Source organism: Mesorhizobium sp. CA8 (assembly GCF_020164955.1).
Lineage (GTDB): Bacteria > Pseudomonadota > Alphaproteobacteria > Rhizobiales > Rhizobiaceae > Mesorhizobium.
Genome location: NZ_JAIUHG010000013.1, coordinates 75,696 through 93,707, shown reverse-complemented (window position 1 = coordinate 93,707; position 18,012 = coordinate 75,696). Strand labels below are relative to the sequence as shown.

The window sequence follows — 18,012 nt, the reverse complement described above, 5'->3', positions numbered from 1 at the left end:
TGGGGGCAGTTCTGCATACAAACGCTGAACTGCCCTCAAACGTGAAGGGCGGAGGGATCTTTACCTTTGCGCGCGATGCGCCGGGCCGAGGATCATCTCCGAAGCCTTTTGCCCGATCATCATGCTTGGCGCGTTGGTGTTGCCGCCGATCAGCTTCGGCATGACGGAGGCATCGGCGACCCGGAGCCCATCCACGCCTCTCACCTTGAGCGTCGCCGGATCGACGACAGCCATGTCATCCGTTCCCATCTTGCAGGTTCCGACCGGGTGATAGACGGTCAGCGCCTCGGCGCGCAGATAGGCCAGGATCTGGTCGTCGGTTCGGACATCCTTGCCCGGCAGCATCTCCTTGCCGCGCACCGCGTCGAACTCGGACGAGGCAAAAATCCGGCGCGCGATCTTGATGCCTTCCACCAGCACCATGGCGTCGTCTTCATGGGTGAAGAAGCGGTGGTCGATCAGGACGTCGCGGCGGGAATTGTCGCGCGACAACCTGATCTCGCCCACGCTTTTCGGTCTGAGCACGCAAGTGTGAATGGCGTAGCCGTGGCCGTATTCGATCAGCCTGCCGCGATGGCTGCGATAGCCCGGCACGAAATGGAACTGGATGTCTGGAAGGCCGTTCGCATGCCTGGTCTTCGCGAAGCCGCCGGCTTCGACATAGTTGGTGGTGAGCATGCCCTTGCGGCGGGCGAAATACTGGAAGGGCGCCGCCGCCATGCGCGGCAGGTTGGCGAGTGAGAGGCCGAGCGTCCTGGTGCTCTTGGAGCGCACGGTGATCATGCCGTCGACATGGTCCTGCAGGTTCTTGCCGACGCCCGGCAGGTCGAGGACCGGCGTGATGCCGATCTGCTTGAGCTCGGCTGCCGGCCCGATGCCGGACGCCATCAGGATTTTGGGCGAGTTGATGGCGCCGGCCGAAAGCACGATCTCACGGCCGGCCGAGAGCGTCTTCTGCTGGCCGCCATGACGCACGCGCATACCCGTGGCGCGCCCTTCGGCAATGACGAGGTCGATCACCTCACATTCGCTGAGCAGCGTCAGGTTCTTGCGGTCGAGCACCGGGCGCATGAAGGCGCTGAAGCTGCTGAAGCGCTGTCCGCGATCCTGCGTGACGTTGTAGATCCCGAGGCCGAACTGGCTTGCCGCATTGAAGTCGGTGTTGGCGGGCAGGCCGGCGCTTGCGCCAGCTTTCACGAAGATCGCGGAAAGCTCGTTCGGATCGCGCGGATTGTCGACCAGCAACTCACCTTCAGTACCGTGATAGCGCGGGTCCTGGGCAAGCAGGTTGCGCTCCAGTTTCTTGAATACCGGCAGCACATCGTCATAAGCCCAGCCGGCGCAGCCGAGTTCGGCCCACTCGTCATAGTCCTCGGCGGCGCCGCGAATATAGACCATCGAATTGATCGAGCTCGATCCGCCCAGCGCCTTGCCGCGGTTGACCGGAATCCTGCGATTGTTGAGCTGCGGTTGCGGTACCCCGACGAAACAATAGTCGTAGTTCGGGTTGCCGTAGAGCGAGAGAATGCCTGCCGGCACTCTGACCCGCAGGCTCTTGTCGCTGCCGCCGGCCTCGATCAGGCACACTGTGACCGACGGATCGGCGCTCAGCCGATTGGCGACCACGCAACCGGCCGAGCCGGCGCCGACGACGATGTAGTCAAAGCTTTCAGTTTTCATGCCCAGCCCCTCGAGAATGCCGGCGCTCGAGGCATGGCAGAACCGGCCGCCGCGAAGGCGTATCCTTGTTCCGGAACCAGTTCCGCGCGGACACATGTCCGGCCTCGCCCGCCACCTCATGCAGCGCTGTCGATCCGACCGCCGGGACTCTAGGTGCGTCTATCGGTGCGAGAAATTCGGAAATGGTTACGCGTGACTTCGGAGATTCGTTATGGGCGCCCGCCGGCACGTGCTGCTACTTGTGAGCGCCAGCAGAGAAGCGGTCGGATGGCGCAGCCTGGCTGCATCCACCAACTGCCAGAGATCGTTTTCATCCCGCGCGGCGGAAGCTGTCGGATGGTCAGAAGAGGACTGAGCATGTCGGTTGAGAAGGTAGACACGCTCGTCGTCGGCGGCGGCCAGGCTGGAGTGGCCATGAGCGAGCATCTGAGCAAATGCGGGGTGCCTCATCTCGTCCTCGAACGCGGCCGGATCGCCGAGCGCTGGCGCTCGCAGCGATGGGACTCCCTGGTCGCCAATGGCCCGGCCTGGCATGACCGGTTTCCGGGCATGGAGTTTCCGGTGACGGGTCCCGACGGCTTTCCTTCCAAGGAGGAGGTCGCCGACTATTTCGTCGCCTATGCAAAGCAGATCAATGCGCCGATCCGCTGCGGCGTGGAGGTCAAGCTGGTGCAGAGGAATGTCGGCCGTCCGGGATTTCGCGTCGAGACATCGGATGGGGTGATCGAAGCCAACAGCGTCGTGGCCGCGACCGGGCCTTTCCAGGTCCCGGTCATCCCGCCTCTCGTTCCTGACGATGCCGGCATTCTGCAAATCCACTCCAGCGCCTACCGCAATCCGGCGCAGCTACCAAAGGGCGCGGTGCTGGTGGTCGGGGCCGGATCCTCGGGCGTGCAGATTGCCGACGAGCTGCAGCGCTCAGGCAGGCGCGTCTATCTCTCGGTCGGCCCGCATGATCGGCCGCCGCGCGCTTATCGCGGGCGCGACTTCTGCTGGTGGCTGGGCGTCCTCGGCAAATGGGATCTCGAAACCCCAGGGCCCGGCACGGAGCATGTCACGATCGCGGTGAGCGGCGCGCGCGGCGGCGAGACGATCGATTTCCGCCGCCTGGCCGCGCAGGGGCTTACGCTCGTCGGCATGACAAAAACATACCAGGACGGGGTGATGAGTTTCGCGCCCGACCTTGCGAAGAATATCGCCAGGGGCGACGCCAGCCTGATGTCGCTGCTGGACGAGGCCGACGCCTATGTCGAGCGCAATGGCCTCGACCTTCCGGAAGAGCCTGCTCTTCGCAAAATCGATCCCGATCCGGACTGCGTGACCAATCCGATCCTCGAGCTCGATCTGATCGAGGCCGGGACCGCGACGATCATCTGGGCGACGGGCTTCGCCGTCGACTACAGCTGGCTGAAGGTCGACGCTTTCGACGAGAGGGGCCGGCCAAGGCATCAGCGCGGCGTTTCGGTCGAGCCGGGGATCTATTTCCTGGGGCTGCCCTGGCAGTCGCGCAGAGGGTCGAGCTTCATCTGGGGCGTCTGGCACGATGCCAAGCATGTGGCAGACCGTATTTCGACGCAGCGCAAATATCTGGCCTACCACGCCGCCGCCAAGCGCGAGCCCGTGGACGCCTGACCAGAGCTGCGAGCCCGATCCCCAATGGAGACCAAGATGGCGCATACGCGAATTCGCAAATTCAACTCCAAGGACACCTATCCCGAGCAGAAGCTCGATAACGATCTCTGCCAGGCCGTCGTCACACGCGGCGGCCGCACCGTCTATCTGCGCGGCCAGTGCCCGCAGGACCTCGACACCGCCAAGAACATCGACAGCCACGATCCGGTCGAGCAGACCCACAAGGTGATGCAGAACATCAAGCAGCTCATCGGGGAGTGCGGCGGCACGATGGAGCATCTGGTGAAGGTGGTGGTCTACATCACCGACGTTCGCCATCGCGAGGCCGTCTACCGGACGATGGGCGAATATATCAAGGGCGTGCATCCGGTTTCGACCGGCCTGGTCGTGTCGGCGCTTGCGCGGCCGGAATGGCTGGTCGAGATCGACGGCACCGCCGTCATTCCGGACTAAGCGCCATGACCTTCTCCATCGTCGCGCGCTGCAGGCGCACAGGCATGTTCGGGGTGGCGGTGTCGTCGTCGTCTCCCGCGGTCGCGGCGCGTTGTGCCTATGCGCAGGCGGGCGTCGGCGCGGTTGCCAGCCAGAACGTCACCGACCCCACGCTCGGGCCTCGGGCATTGGAACTGATGGCGCGTGGCGCTTCCGCCACGGAGGCGGTCGCGATCCTCAAGCGCACGGGCGCTTTTATCGAGTACCGGCAGATACTGGCTGTAGACGCCGCGGGCGGCAGCGCAATCCATTCCGGACCGAAAGCGCTCGGCATCTGGGCCGAGGCGCGCGGCGAGGACGTTGCCTGCGGCGGCAACCTGCTCGCGAACGCCGGCGTTCCGCAAGCCATGGTCGACGCCTTCCTTGCCTCCGAAGGCGATCTCGGTGACCGGCTGATCGTCACGATGCGTGCCGCGCTTCAAGCCGGCGGGGAAGCGGGTCCCGTCCGCTCCGCCGGCATGAAGCTGGTCCGCGATGTATCCTGGCCCGTGGCCGACCTGCGTTGCGACTGGACGGAAGTATGTCCGATCGAGCAGCTGGCGGGACTGTGGGACATCTACAAGCCCCAGCTCGATGCCTACGTCACCCGCGCCCTCAATCCGTCCGATGCGCCAAGCTACGGCGTCCCCGGTGACGAATAGTCCGGCCAGTTCTGGAGCGAGCATGAGCGAACTCAGCCACAAGGAGTGGGTCCGCAAGGCGTCGGCGATCCGCTTCCGCGACAAGGCCTTCATCGACGGCAAGCCGGTGCCGGCGCGCTCCGGCCGGACCTTCGCCAGCGTCAATCCGGCCACGGGAGCGACGCTCGCCGAGGTCGCCTCCTGCGGTGAAGAGGACATTGACCTTGCCGTCGCGGCGGCGCGGCGCAGTTTTGAGGCCGGCGTCTGGTCGCGAGCAGCCCCCGCGCATCGCAAGCAAGTGCTGCTGGGGCTGGCGGAATTGCTGCGCGAGAACCTGCCGGAGCTCGCGCTGCTGGAATCGCTGGACATGGGCAAGCTGGTCAAGGACGCCGCCACCATAGACGTGCCGGGCTCGGCGGCGATCTTCCAGTGGTATGGCGAGGCGATCGACAAGGTCTATGACAAGGTAGCCCCGACGGGGCAAGGCGACCTCGCTTTGGTGCGGCGCGAGCCGCTTGGCGTCGTGGGCGCGGTTGTGCCTTGGAATTTCCCGCTCGACATGGCGACCTGGAAATGCGCGCCCGCGCTGGCCGCGGGCAATTCGGTGGTGCTGAAGCCGGCCGAGCAATCGCCTTTCTCGGCGCTCAGGCTGGCCGAGTTCGCCATGGAGGCGGGCCTGCCCGCCGGGGTGCTCAATGTGGTGCCGGGCCTCGGCGAGACCGCCGGCCAGGCGCTGGGCCGGCATATGGATGTCGATTGCCTCGCCTTCACCGGATCGACCGCCGTAGGCAAGCTGTTCCTGCAATATTCCGGCCAGTCGAACATGAAGCAGGTCTGGCTGGAGGCCGGCGGCAAGAGCCCCAATCTGGTGTTCGCGGACTGCGGCGATCTGGATGCGGCGGCCGACATGGCCGCCTTCGGCATCTTCTTCAACCAGGGCCAGGTCTGCTCGGCCAATTCCCGGCTGCTGGTGGAACGCGGCATCAAGGATGCGCTGGTCGAGAAGCTGGCGGAGCGTGCGGCGGCGACGCAACCCGGCGACCCTCTCGACCCGGCATCCAGGATGGGCGCGATGGTGGATGCGCGGCACGCCGCTACGGTGATGCGCTTCATCGATGGCGGCAGGCAGTCGGCACGGCTGGTCGCCGGCGGCGGCCGGATCTCGGTCGGCGGGCGCGGCAGCTTCGTGCAGCCGACGATCTTCGACAATGTCTCGCCCGAGGATCCGCTCGCCCGCGACGAGATATTCGGTCCGGTGCTGTCGGTCATCGCCTTCGACAGCGAAGAGGAGGCGCTGCGGATTGCCAATGACAGCGTCTACGGCCTTGCAGCGTCGCTTTGGACCGACAGCCTGTCGCGGGCACACCGCATCGCGGAAAGACTGCGGGTGGGCACGGTTTCGGTGAATACTGTCGACGCGCTGAGCCCGATGACGCCCTTCGGCGGCTTCAAGCAGTCCGGCTTCGGGCGCGACCTGTCGCTGCACGCGCTCGACAAATATACCGCGCTGAAGACCACCTGGATCAGGTATTGAGGAGCGGCCGCGACTTGATTGCAGCGACCAAACGGGCATCATAGAAGCCCATGCCGCTTCGTTTCACACTCAGACAACTCGAGTACTTCGTCGCCGTCGGCGAGGCAGGCTCTATCGCCAAGGCAGCCGAGCAGGTGAACGTGTCGCCGCCGTCGATCTCGGCTTCGATCGCCCAGCTCGAGGCGGAGTTCGGCGTCCAGCTCTTCGTGCGCAAGCACTCGCACGCGCTTGCCCTCACGGCGGGCGGGCGCCTGTTCCTCAAGGAAGCCGCGCGGCTGCTCAACGATGCCGATGCGCTGCATGACATTGCCGGCGATATCGCGGAAAAGGTGCGCGGACCGCTGGCGATCGGCTGCCTTCTGACTTTCGCACAGATCGTGCTGCCGGCGCTGCGCCGCAAATTCGAGGACGCCTATCCGGATGTGCGCGTCCGACAGTTCGAGCGCAACCAGGGGCAGTTATTCGAGATGCTGCAGCGTGGCGAAATAGACGCAGCACTAACCTACGATCTCGAATTGTCGCAGGATATGACGTTCGAGCCGCTGATGCAGCTGCCGGCCTATGTGATGCTGCCGGCCGCGCATCGCCTGGCGGGGAGGGCGGGCATCACCCCCGAGGAACTGGTCGATGAGCCGATGGTCCTGCTCGATTTGCCCTACAGCCGCGAATATTTCCTGTCGGCTTTCCAGCCCAAGGGCCTGCGGCCAAAGATCGCCGAGCGCACCGGCGACATCGCCGTGATGCGCTCGATGGTCGCCAATGGCTTCGGCTACGGCATCGCCAACATGCGGCCGCTCAACACCATGTCGCCGGACGGCAAGCTGCTGGTCTTCGTGCCCTTGCTGGGCGACCTCAGGCCGCTGACCATGGGAATTGCGCTGCCGAATGCCGAGCATCGCACGCTGACGGTGCAAGCCTTCATCGACCACTGCCGCCGCTTCGTTGTCGAGCAAGGGGTCTTCGGCACCGAACGTATCGTCAAATAAGCCTGGTCACGGTCAGCCGTCGGCGAGCCGCGACAGCAGCCTCTCCAGCATCTCGTCGCAACGCCGCAGTTGTTCCACGCTGATAAATTCCTCCGGCTTGTGCCCCTGCGCCATCGAGCCCGGTCCGCAGACGACGGCCGGCGTGCCGAGATCGCGGCTGAACAATCCGCCTTCCGTGCCGAACGCGACCTTCATGGTATCGTTGGCGCCGGCCAGCGATTTGACGAAGGCGACCGCTTCCGAAGCGACCGGCGTGTCGAGGCCCGGATAGGTGTTGGTGATCTCGATGTCGATCGCGGCTTCGGGCGCGATCAAAGCGGCGTCGGCTGCAATGCGTGCCGCGGCGCCGCGAAGCCTGTCGAGAATGCCGGCGGCATCGTCGGCGGCGATGTTGCGGATCTCGAAATCGACCTGGCAGAGATTGGGCACGATGTTGAGCGCCACGCCGGCATTGATTTTGCCCACATGCACAGTCGTGTAGGGAATGTCATAGTCGCCATCGCGAGCGCCTTCGCGTGCCAGCCGGTCCTGTTCGTCGCGAAGCGCCCGCACAAAATCGCAACCGAGATGGATGGCGTTGAGCGCCAGCGGGGCGAGCGCCGAATGGCCTTCGCGTCCTCTGCAGAGGGCGCGCGCTGCAAGCTTACCCTTGTGCCCCGTCGCCACCTGCATGTTGGTCGGCTCGCCGACGATGCACAGCAACGGGCGTTGCGGTGCAGCGCTCAGCATTTCGATCAGGTGGCGGACGCCCAGGCAGCCGACTTCCTCGTCGTAGGAGAGCGCCAGATGCAAGGGCGTGCGAAGCGTCATCTTCGAGGCCTTGAGACACGCCGCGAGAGCTGAGGCCACAAAGCCCTTCATGTCCGCCGCGCCGCGCCCGTAAAGCCTGCCGTCGCGCGCGGTCATGGCGAATGGCGGCAGCGTCCAGTTCTGGCCATCGACGGGGACGACGTCCGTGTGACCGGAGAGCATGATGCCGGGCTTATCGGCCGGGCCGATCGTGGCGAAAAGATTGGCCTTGTGCCCGTCCGGACTGTGGATGATCTGGGAGGCGATGCCGTTTGCTTGAAGCAGGGCCACCGCATAGCCGATGAGGTCAAGGTTAGAGTCGCGGCTCACCGTCGGGAAGGCGATCAACCGCTCGAGTATTCTGACGCTGTCCATTCTTGTCTGGTCCCGTTGCCGCAGCCGTTCTCTACATCGCGTCGCGACAGCCCTGAAGTCGCATTTGGCTCAGCCTCGCTTCATCTGAGGTTAATCCAGGCGACACAAGATTAGGCGCGCCCTAATCCCCGCGGAAGAAATCCGTAGTTTTCCCGCCCACGCGCCCACTTATGGGTAATCTCCAGAGCAGCCGGCATGAAGGAAGCTATTATGCGCGACCCACGCTACGACATTCTGTTCGAGCCGATGAAGATCGGTCCGGTGACCGCCAAGAACCGCTTCTACCAGGTTCCGCATTGCAATGGCGGCGGCTATCGCGATCCCTCGGCCGCGGCCGAGATGCGGCGCATCAAGTCCGAAGGCGGATGGGGCGTCATCTTCACTGAGCAGACGGAGATGCATCACACCTCCGAGATCACGCCCTTCATCGAGCTCAGGCTGTGGGACGACGCCGACATTCCGGCTCTGGCCAAAATGGCCAAGGCCATGCACGAATATGGCGCGCTCGCCGGCATCCAGCTCGCCTATTCCGGCATCAATGGTCCCAACCTCTACACCAAGGAGGTGCCGCGCGGGCCGTCGGCGCTACCGATCCGCACCTTCACCAACGATCCGGTGCAGGCGCGCGCCATGGACAGAGAGGACATCCGCGACCTGCGCCGCTGGCACCGCAATGCCTTCAAGCGCGCCAGGCAGGCGGGGTTCGACCTGGTGTGCCTCTACGGCGCGCATGGCTTCGGCATCATCCAGCACTTCCTGTCGACCGCTACGAACCAGCGCAGCGACGAATATGGCGGCTCGCTGGAAAACCGCTCGCGACTGATGCGCGAGCTGATCGAGGAAGGGCGCGACGCGATCGGCGACACGTGCGGCCTTACGCTCAGGCTGTCGCTGGACGAGATGGTCGGCGAGCTTGGCTTCGCCAATTCGGAAGTCCGCGAGATGATCGAGATGCATGCTGAGCTGCCCGATCTTTGGGACCTCGCCCACGGCGCCTGGGAGGATTGCTCCGGGCCGTCGCGCTTCAAGGAAGAGGCGGCGCAGGAAAGCCTGGTCTCCGGCATCAAAAAGCTTACCTCGAAGCCGGTCGTCGGTGTCGGCCGCTTCACCTCGCCGGACGTGATGGTGAAGATGATCAAATCAGGCACGCTCGATTTCATCGGCTGCGCTCGCCCGTCGATCGCCGATCCTTTCCTGCCAAGGAAGATCGAGGAGGGCCGCATCGAGGACATCCGCGAATGCATCGGCTGCAACATCTGCATCACCGGCGACATGACGATGTCGATCTCGCGCTGCACGCAGAACCCGACCTTCATGGAGGAATGGCGCAAGGGCTGGCATCCGGAGCGCATGCAGGCCAAGGGCGATAGCGACAGCGTGCTGATCGTCGGCGCCGGGCCTGCCGGACTGGAGGCCGCCCGCGCGCTCGGCCTGCGCGGCTACCAGGTTGCGATTGCCGAAGCCGGCACCGCGCTTGGCGGGCGCGTGGCGCGCGAATGCCTGCTTCCGGGTCTCTCGGCCTGGGGCAGGGTGCGCGACTATCGCCAGTATCAGCTCAGCCAGATGCCGAATGTCGACATTTATTTCGAAAGCCGGCTGTCGGCGGACGACATCCTGTCCTTCGGCTTCCAGAACGTGGCCATCGCCACCGGATCGACCTGGCGGCGCGACGGCGTGGCGCGTGCCCATGTCGTGCCGATGCCGATCGACGCCGCCATGCCGGTCTACACGCCCGACGACGTGATGGACGGCAAGGTGCCCTCCGGCAATGTCGTGCTGTTCGACGACGACCATTATTACATGGGCGGCGTGCTGGCCGAGCTGATGGCGCGCCAGGGGGCGAGGGTGACCCTGGTGACGCCGTCGGCCTATGTCTCGGACTGGACCCGCAACACGCTGGAGCAGGGCGCCATCCACCGCCGCCTGACGGAGCTGGGGATAGATATCGTCCTCAACAGGACCATCACGACCATCGCGCCAGGCGGCGTCGTGACGGCCTGCGTCTATACCGGCGCTCGGCAGGAGTTGGCGGCCGATGCCGTCGTCCTGGTCACGTCGCGCAATCAGGACGATGCCGTCTGGCGCGAGCTCAAAGCAAGGGAGAACGAGTGGACCAACAATGGCATCCGCTCGATCAAGGTCATCGGCGATGCGGAAGCGCCGGGGCCGATCGCCTGGGCGACCTATGCCGGCCACCGCTTCGCCCGCGAGCTGGACGAACCCGATATCGGTGACGCGCTGCCTTTCCGGCGTGAGGTGACGGCGCTGGCGGACGGGTAGAGCCCCTCGGTTGTGGCCGCTTCGGAGCACTGTCGTTTCTTATTTCGACAAGCAGCCCAAAAAACGTCGGCGGTCAGGATTCTCCTTGAGGCCGGCGCGCGGATTGATCAGTTTGTCCCCAAGCCGGACCGCTTGCCTGGCGGGTAATCGCGGCCGACAGGGAGAAAAAACAATGCGCACCAAAACCAGCATCCGCGTCGTCGGCTGCCATGCCGAGGGCGAGATCGGCGATGTCATCGTAGGCGGCGTGCTGCCGCCCGCGGGGAGCACGATGATGGAAAAGATGATCACGATGGAGCGCGATCACGACCATATAAGGCGCATGCTGATCTGCGAGCCGCGCGGCAGCGTTGCCCGTCATGTCAATCTCCTGCTGCCCTCGACGCGCGAGGATTGTGTCGCGGGCGCCATCATCATGGAGCCCACCGAATATCCGCCGATGTCCGGCTCCAACACGATCTGCGTCGCCACGGTGCTGCTCGAGACCGGCATGGTGCCGATGCAGGAGCCGGAGACGCGCTTCAAGCTCGATATGCCCGGCGGCGTCATCGAGGTGCGCGCCGAATGCAGCGACGGCAAATGCCTGTCGATCACGCTGCGCAATGCGCCCGCCTTCGCCGAGCGCCTCGATGCCAATATCGAGGTGGAAGGGCTCGGCACGATAAAGGCCGATATCGCCTATGGCGGCATGTTCTACGCGATTGTCGATGCGCCCGCGCTCGGCTTCTCGGTGACGCCCGACGAGGCGCGCGAGTTGGCGGTGCTCGGCGAGAAGGTCCGCCGCGCAGCGCGCGAGCAGCTCGATGTCGTGCATCCGCAGTTCGACAATGTGCGCGGTGTGTCTATCGTCCAGTTCGCCATGCCATTCCAGGGACCGGGCAACGTCACGCGCAACACCTGCATCGTTTCGCCCGGGCGCTCTGACCGCAGCCCGACGGGAACCGGCACCTCGGCCCGCATGGCTGTGCTGCAGGCGCGGGGCCAGATGAAGCAAGGCGAGGTGCTGATCCATGAGTCGATCATCGGCTCGCGCTTCACCGGCAAGATTCTCGAACTCACCGAAGTCGCCGGGCGCAAGGCGATCGTGCCGCAGATAACGGGCAGAGCCTGGATCACCGGAGAGCACAATTATTATCTCGATCCGACGGACCCGTACCCGCAAGGCTACGTGCTGTCGGACACCTGGGGCACCTCGACTTCGGTGACGCAATAGAATTCCCGCAACGACGCCGGCTCGCATAACTCGAGCGCCCGGACGCTTTCCAGCGGTCGGCCGAGGCATTTGCGCTTGCAGAATGTCAGCGGACCTTGCAGGGAGGCGCCTGCTCTGATTCCCTGCGGTTGGTGGGGATCGCCTGATTCGTGTGCTCGTTGTTCCGGTTCCGCATGATCGTGCGGCGGAGCAACAGGTACCTTCGGTAGAAAGATGAGAAAATGACCGCCAAGCCGGAAATCCTGGAGATGAGGCCCAAGATCACCGTTGTCGGGGTCGGCGGCGCCGGCGGCAACGCCGTCAACAACATGATCGCCGAAGGGCTGCAGGGCGTCGAGTTCGTCGTCGCCAACACCGACGCGCAGGCGCTCACCATGTCGAAGTCGTCGCGGCTGATCCAGCTGGGCGCGCATGTGACCGAGGGACTGGGCGCCGGATCCTTGCCCCAGGTCGGAAGTGCTGCCGCGGAGGAATCCATCGACGAGATCATGGATCACCTTGCGGGAACGCATATGTGCTTCATCACCGCCGGGATGGGAGGCGGCACCGGGACGGGCGCTGCGCCCGTGATTGCGCGTGCCGCGCGCGATGCCGGCATTTTGACGGTGGCCGTCGTCACTAAGCCTTTCGTGTTCGAAGGCAAGCGCAGGACCCAGGCAGCCGAGGAAGGCATAGAACGGCTGCGCGAGAGCGCCGACACGGTGATTGTCATCCCGAACCAGAACCTCTTCAGGGTGGCCGACGCCAAGACCACCTTCGCCGATGCCTTCGCCATGGCGGACCGCGTTCTCTACGCGGGCGTCGGCTGCATCACGGATCTCATCGTCAAGGAAGGCCTGATCAATCTCGATTTCGCCGACGTGAAGTCGGTGATGCGGGACATGGGCCGGGCGATGATGGGAACCGGCGAGGCTTCCGGGGAGGGACGCGCCAAGATCGCGGCCGAGGCGGCGATCGCCAATCCGCTCCTCGACGAGGCCTCGATGTCCGGCGCCAGGGGGCTGCTCGTGTCGATCTGCGGCGGCATGGACATGACGCTGTTCGAGGTCGACGAAGCCGCGACGCGGATCAGGGAAGAAGTCGACGCCGATGCCGACATCATCGTCGGCGCCATCTTCGACCAGGCACTGGCGGGAAAGTTTCGCGTGTCCGTCGTCGCGACCGGTCTGCGCAAGAGCGCGGACATCGCGCAATTCGAGCAACGGATCGCCTGAGACCACCGGCGATCTCGCGCCTATGCCGATGGCGTGACGCGATCGGCCGATGTGTGCTTCCGATGGCGGATAGATTAAAGACTGCCGGATATCGGTGGCTGGCGCACTTACGCACGCGCCTCTTCGTCGCTAAGTTTGATGCTCACGGCACACAATCGCGGCTGACGGGAAGGGGCTCACATGAACAGCTTCGTCTATAACGGCCAACCGGCACGCGTCGTCTTCGGATCGGGCACCATTGCGCGGCTGCCGGAGGAGATCGACCGGTTGGGGCTGAAACGCGTGCTCGTGCTGGCAACGCTGTCGCGTGAGGCCGATGCGCGGCGTCTTGCCGGATCGCTCGGCGGCGTGGCCGCCGGGGTCTATGCCGGGGCGACGATGCACACGCCGATGTCCGTGACCGAGGACGCGCTGCGGGTTGTGGCGGAGCTCCAGGCCGACGGGCTGGTTGCGGTCGGCGGCGGCTCCACGACAGGCCTCGCCAAGGCGATCGCCTTGCGCACCGACCTGCCGCAGATCGTGATGCCGACAACCTATGCCGGCTCGGAAATGACGCCGATCCTCGGCGAGACGAAGGATGGCGTGAAGGTCACTCAGTCGAGTCCGGGGGTACTGCCGGAAGTGGTGATCTACGATGTCGATCTGACGATGACGCTTCCTGCCGCTTTGTCGGGAACGAGCGGCATGAACGCCATCGCCCATGCGGTCGAGGCGCTCTATGCAAGGGAAGGCAACCCGGTGATAAATCTGATGGCCGTTGAGGCCATCGGCGCTCTGGTGCGCGCCTTGCCGGTCATAGCCGGGAGCCCGCATGACCGCGACGCGCGCTTCGAGGCGCTTTACGGCGCCTGGCTCGGCGGCATCTGCCTCGGCTCGGTCGGCATGGCGCTGCACCACAAGCTGTGCCACACGCTCGGCGGCAGTTTCGATCTGCCGCATGCGGAGACCCATGCGATCGTCCTGTCGCATGTGCTGGCCTACAACGCCCCCGCCGTTCCGGCCGTCATGGAAACCCTGCGGGCCGTGCTGAAGGCGGACGATCCTGCCATGGCTCTCTACGATCTCGCCGGCCGGATCGGCGCTAAGCGCGCTCTATCTGAGATAGGCATGCCGCCAGACGGGATCGACATCGCGGCGGACCGCGCGCTGGCCAATCCGTACTGGAACCCACGGGCGCTGGAGCGGGAACCGATCCGGGCTCTTATCGCACGCGCTTATGCCGGTGAGCCGCCGCAGGCCTGAGAAACCGAGCGTCGCAGGCCGGACTCACCTGAACATCAATCTGTCTGGATCCAGACCGCCTTCGTCTCCAGATATTCGTGCAGATGCTCGACGCCGCCCTCGCGGCCGTAGCCGGACATCTTCATACCGCCGAACGGCACGGCCGGATCGATGGCATGGTACATGTTGACCCAGACCGAGCCGGCCTTGACGCGGCGCGCAAGCTTGTGCGCGGTGCCGAGATTGGTGGTGAAGATGCCGGCCGCAAGGCCGTAAGGCGTTGCGTTGGCGCGCGCGACAACCTCATCCAGCGTGTCGAAAGGCATGGCCGAGATGACCGGCCCGAAGATTTCTTCGCGCGCGATGGTCATCTTGTCAGAGACCGCGCCGAAGACGGTCGGGGCGATAAAATTGCCGCCGTCATAGAGCTCGCCCGTCAGCCTTGAGCCGCCGGCGACCAGTTTGGCGCCTTCGTCGCTGCCCGCCTTGATGTAGCCTTCCACTTTGCCGGCCTGCCTTGCATTGATCAGCGGCCCGATTTCGGTCTCCGCCTCGATGCCATGGCCGATGCGAAGCTTGCCGGTGAAGTCGGCAACCCGACGCACGAACTCGTCATGGATCTCGCGCGCCACGAACAGGCGTGAGCCGGCAATGCAGATCTGACCGGAATGCACGAACACCGCCATCGCCGCGACCGGCACGGCCTTGTCGATATCGGCGTCGCGGCAGACGATGATCGGCGACTTGCCGCCGAGCTCCAGCGAAACGCGCTTGAGGTTGGCGACGCCGGCGCGGGCGATCGCCTGGCCGGTCAGCGTCGAGCCCGTGAAGACGATCTTGTTGACGTCCGGGTGCTCGGCAAGCCGCGCGCCGGCCTCGGCGCCCGTCCCGGTGACGACGTTGACGACGCCGTCGGGGACGCCGGCCTCCTGCATCAGCTTCGCGATCAAGAGCGGCGTCAGCGAGGCATCCTCCGACGGCTTCAGCACGATGGTGCAGCCGGTTGCCAGAGCCGGCGCGATCTTCCAGATCGAGGCGGCGGTGGGCGCATTCCAAGGGATGATCGCGCCGACGACGCCGACCGGCTCGCGCCGGGTGAAGGAGACGATCTCGCCGGGTATGGAATTGTCGATCGTCTCGCCATGCAGCGCGGTCGCCATGCCGCCATAGAAGCGCAGCATGCCGATGACCCGGCGCCGGTTGGCAAGCGTGCGGGTGATCGGCAACCCCATGTCGAGCGTGTCGGAAACGCTGAGCTCTTCCCAATGCTTCTCGAACAGGTCGGCGATCCGCAGAAGCACGCATTGCCGCTCGTAAGGGGAGAATTTCGACCATGGGCCTTCGAAGGCGGCGCGCGCCGCGGCCACCGCCGCGTCGATATCCGCGGCTCCGCCGCGCGGCACGGTGGCCAGCACTTCGCCCGTCGCCGGGTTCAGCGCCTGCATCTCCTCGCCGGATTGCGCTGCGACCCACTTGCCGCCGATGAACATCGGCCGGAATTCGCCATGGTAGAGCGTGGCGGCCTTCGCCCTCGGGTCGAAGTTCAGCGTCATCGTCTCCTCCTCACGAATTCCGACGCGACTATTACTCCCGCTGCTGGCGGGCTCAAACAAGGAAAGCTAAAGGGCGTTCAGATAATCGGATAACGCGCAGGTCCTCGCCTTGGCGACGCATCGATAGCGGAGAGCTTTGCGGCGACGCTCGATGGCCGCAGTCGGCACTGGGCGGCTCCTGGCGGCACAGGCCAGTGTTGGTCCGGCAGGCTACCGGTGCCGGCCTATTCATCGCCTTGATAGTTTTGCGAGGCGCAGGTTGCGTGAGTCCCGGCCGGCGGTTATGCCGGATCGAGATTTGCTGACGAAAGACAGAGCCGATGAAGGTCGTTTCCACATCGAAATCGCATGGCGGAATCCAGGGCGTCTATTCGCACGCTTCCGAAGTCTGCGCCTGCGACATGACCTTTGCTGTGTTCATGCCGCCGCAGGCCAAGGATGGGCGGCTCCCGGTCCTGTGGTACCTGTCGGGCCTTACCTGCACGCACGCAAATGTCATGGAGAAGGGCGAGTACCGGCGGATGGCATCCGAGCTCGGGCTGATCATCGTGTGTCCCGACACCAGCCCGCGCGGAGCCGACGTTCCGGACGAGAAGGACAATTGGCAGTTCGGCTGCGGCGCCGGCTTCTACCTCGATGCGACGCAAGAGCCTTATGCGGAGAATTAGCGCATGTATTCCTATATAGCCGAGGAATTGCCGGCGCTCGTCGGCGCCAATTTTCCGGTTGACATGTCGCGCCAGGCGATCTTCGGCCATTCGATGGGCGGACATGGCGCGCTGACGATCGCGCTCAAAAATCCCGAGCGCTACCGGAGCTGCTCGGCCTTCGCGCCGATCGTGCAGCCGTCGACGGCCGGCTGGTCGCGGCCGGCATTCGAGAAGTATCTCGGAGCGGACGAAAAGAGCTGGCGCGCCTATGACGCGACGCTGCTGATCGAGGACGGCAAGCGATATCCGGAATTCCTCGTCGACCAGGGCGCGGCGGACGGCTTTCTGCAGGATGGCCTCCGCCCATGGCTGCTCGACGAGGCCTGCAAGAAGGCAGGAATCGACCTCACCCTGCGCGTGCAGGAAGGCTACGATCATTCTTACAACTTCATCTCGACCTTCATGGACGATCACCTGAAGTGGCATGCCCGCCGCCTTGGGTGATTTTCGGCGTCAGGGACCGGGCCACATGGTCGGCGATCGCCAGGCTGGAGGTCAGGCCGGGACTTTCGATGCCGAAGAGGTTGACTAGGCCACCGATGCCGTGCGTCTCGGCATCCTGGATCACGAAGTCGCTGTTGGCGTCGCCCGGGCCTGACAATTTCGGCCGGATGCCGCTATAGGCTGCCTGCAGGCTGTCGTCGGCCAGGTCGGGCCAGTATCTGCGGATTTCGGCATAGAAGCGCTCGCCGCGCGCCGGATCGACGCGATAATCGATTGTGTCCGTCCATTCGACATCAGGCCCGAAACGGGCGGTGCCGGCAAGGTCAAGGGTCAGATGGACGCCAAGTCCGTCGGGCTCGGGCACGGGATAGACAAGATGTGAAAACGGCGCCCGCCCGGCAATCGAGAAATAATTGCCCTTGGCGAGGCGAAGCGCCGGTAGGAATTGCCGGCCGAAGCCTTCGATCGAGCCGGCAAGCGTGACCGCGCCGAGACCGGCCGCGTTGATGAAGCGCGGTGCGGCGATCTCGAACTCTGCGCCGCTCGCGGAATCCATCGTCTCCAGCACGACGCGGTCGGCCTCGATGCGGCCGGAAACGATGCGGGTATTGAGCGACAGCATTGCGCCGCTCTCCTCGGCATCGCCGAGCAGGGCAAGCATCAGCCCGTGGCTGTCGACAATGCCGGTCGAGGGTGACAGCAGCGCGGCGGTGCAATGCAGCGCCGGCTCCAGCGCTTGTGCCTCCTCAGCGGTAAGGAAGCGCAGGTCATCGACACCGCAGGCGTTGGCATTGGCGCGGATGGCGGCCAGCACCGGTTCCTGCGTCTCGTCGGTCGCGACGATCAGCTTGCCCGTGCGGCGGTGCGGGATCGAACGTTCGGCGCAGTAGCGGTAGAGCATGTCGCGTCCCGGTAGGCAGAGCCGGGCTTTCAGCGAACCCTGCGGGTAATGGATGCCGGCGTGGATGACTTCGGAATTGCGCGAACTCGTTTCGGTGCCGATGGCGTCCGCCGCTTCGACGATCAGGGTTTCGAGACCAAGCGCCGCCAATTTGCGCGCGATCGCCAGACCGATCACGCCGGCACCCGCGATGATGCAATCGACCTGTTCCATGCCCTGATCCTGCTGCGCGTCATTTACATCATTGCCGAGACAGTCCGAGGCTTGTTGGCGCTATCGATCCCGACATCGCGGCTCTTGCGATCAGCCAGCGCGATGAGGCATCAACCGCCACAATGCAAGGCGGAATCTTCGGACTTCTCAACCAG

13 protein-coding genes and 1 pseudogene are annotated in these 18,012 nt (G+C 64.9%); 10 read left to right on the top strand and 4 right to left on the bottom strand.

Annotation, left to right across the window (positions count from 1 at the left end):
- Positions 1-60 precede the first annotated feature (60 nt).
- Positions 61-1,680, bottom strand: a complete 1,620-nt coding sequence (locus tag LB553_RS16080; protein ID WP_224514746.1) for a GMC family oxidoreductase — start codon at positions 1,678-1,680, stop codon at positions 61-63.
- 357 nt (positions 1,681-2,037) lie between these two features.
- Here LB553_RS16080 and LB553_RS16075 point away from each other — a divergent pair, with 357 nt between their 5' ends.
- From LB553_RS16075 to LB553_RS16055, 5 genes are read left to right on the top strand one after another with little or no spacing between them, the layout of a single operon-like run.
- Positions 2,038-3,312 carry a flavin-containing monooxygenase gene (locus LB553_RS16075; protein WP_224514745.1) on the top strand — a complete coding sequence of 425 codons (1,275 nt, stop codon included), beginning with the start codon at positions 2,038-2,040 and terminating at the stop codon, positions 3,310-3,312.
- 36 nt (positions 3,313-3,348) lie between these two features.
- A complete protein-coding gene (locus LB553_RS16070; RefSeq protein WP_224514743.1) occupies positions 3,349-3,765 on the top strand; it encodes a RidA family protein in 417 nt (138 codons plus the stop codon).
- A gap of 5 nt (positions 3,766-3,770) precedes the next feature.
- Positions 3,771-4,445 (top strand): DUF1028 domain-containing protein, encoded by a 675-nt coding sequence (locus LB553_RS16065; RefSeq protein ID WP_224514741.1) that lies wholly within the window; start codon positions 3,771-3,773, stop codon positions 4,443-4,445.
- Positions 4,446-4,467: 22 nt separating this feature from the next.
- Positions 4,468-5,958 (top strand): aldehyde dehydrogenase, encoded by a 1,491-nt coding sequence (locus LB553_RS16060; RefSeq protein WP_224514739.1) that lies wholly within the window; start codon positions 4,468-4,470, stop codon positions 5,956-5,958.
- A gap of 50 nt (positions 5,959-6,008) precedes the next feature.
- Positions 6,009-6,944 (top strand): LysR family transcriptional regulator, encoded by a 936-nt coding sequence (locus LB553_RS16055; protein ID WP_224514737.1) that lies wholly within the window; start codon positions 6,009-6,011, stop codon positions 6,942-6,944.
- A 12-nt stretch (positions 6,945-6,956) separates the two neighbouring features.
- Here LB553_RS16055 and argE read toward each other — a convergent pair whose 3' ends face one another.
- Positions 6,957-8,108: an acetylornithine deacetylase gene (gene argE / locus LB553_RS16050; RefSeq protein WP_224514734.1), complete on the bottom strand. Its 1,152-nt coding sequence runs from the start codon at positions 8,106-8,108 to the stop codon at positions 6,957-6,959.
- Between the two features lie 210 nt (positions 8,109-8,318).
- Between argE and LB553_RS16045 the strand changes: the two genes are divergently transcribed.
- The 4 genes from LB553_RS16045 to LB553_RS16030 all read left to right on the top strand — a co-directional run bounded on the left by LB553_RS16045 (position 8,319) and on the right by LB553_RS16030 (position 14,057).
- On the top strand, positions 8,319-10,388 hold the full coding sequence (locus tag LB553_RS16045; RefSeq protein ID WP_224514731.1) for an NAD(P)-binding protein: 2,070 nt from the start codon (positions 8,319-8,321) through the stop codon (positions 10,386-10,388).
- 172 nt (positions 10,389-10,560) lie between these two features.
- Positions 10,561-11,601: a proline racemase family protein gene (locus LB553_RS16040; protein ID WP_224514729.1), complete on the top strand. Its 1,041-nt coding sequence runs from the start codon at positions 10,561-10,563 to the stop codon at positions 11,599-11,601.
- 221 nt (positions 11,602-11,822) lie between these two features.
- Entirely contained in the window at positions 11,823-12,815 is a 993-nt protein-coding gene (gene ftsZ, locus LB553_RS16035) for a cell division protein FtsZ (protein WP_224514728.1), read from the top strand.
- Positions 12,816-12,995: 180 nt separating this feature from the next.
- The gene (locus LB553_RS16030; RefSeq protein WP_224514727.1) at positions 12,996-14,057 is read left to right on the top strand and encodes a maleylacetate reductase; all 1,062 of its coding nucleotides are present in this window, start codon (positions 12,996-12,998) and stop codon (positions 14,055-14,057) included.
- A 35-nt stretch (positions 14,058-14,092) separates the two neighbouring features.
- On the opposite strand, the gene LB553_RS16025 is transcribed toward LB553_RS16030, so the two are convergent.
- Positions 14,093-15,589, bottom strand: coding sequence for an aldehyde dehydrogenase family protein (locus LB553_RS16025; RefSeq protein WP_224514726.1), 1,497 nt, complete (start codon positions 15,587-15,589; stop codon positions 14,093-14,095).
- A gap of 320 nt (positions 15,590-15,909) precedes the next feature.
- On the opposite strand from LB553_RS16025, the pseudogene fghA reads away from it, so the two are divergent.
- A pseudogene (gene fghA / locus LB553_RS16020) lies at positions 15,910-16,743 on the top strand (S-formylglutathione hydrolase).
- Here the strand turns inward: fghA and LB553_RS16015 are convergent.
- A complete protein-coding gene (locus tag LB553_RS16015; RefSeq protein ID WP_224514725.1) occupies positions 16,700-17,857 on the bottom strand; it encodes an NAD(P)/FAD-dependent oxidoreductase in 1,158 nt (385 codons plus the stop codon). The pseudogene fghA and the gene LB553_RS16015 sit on opposite strands and share 44 nt — an antisense overlap.
- Positions 17,858-18,012: the final 155 nt, after the last annotated feature.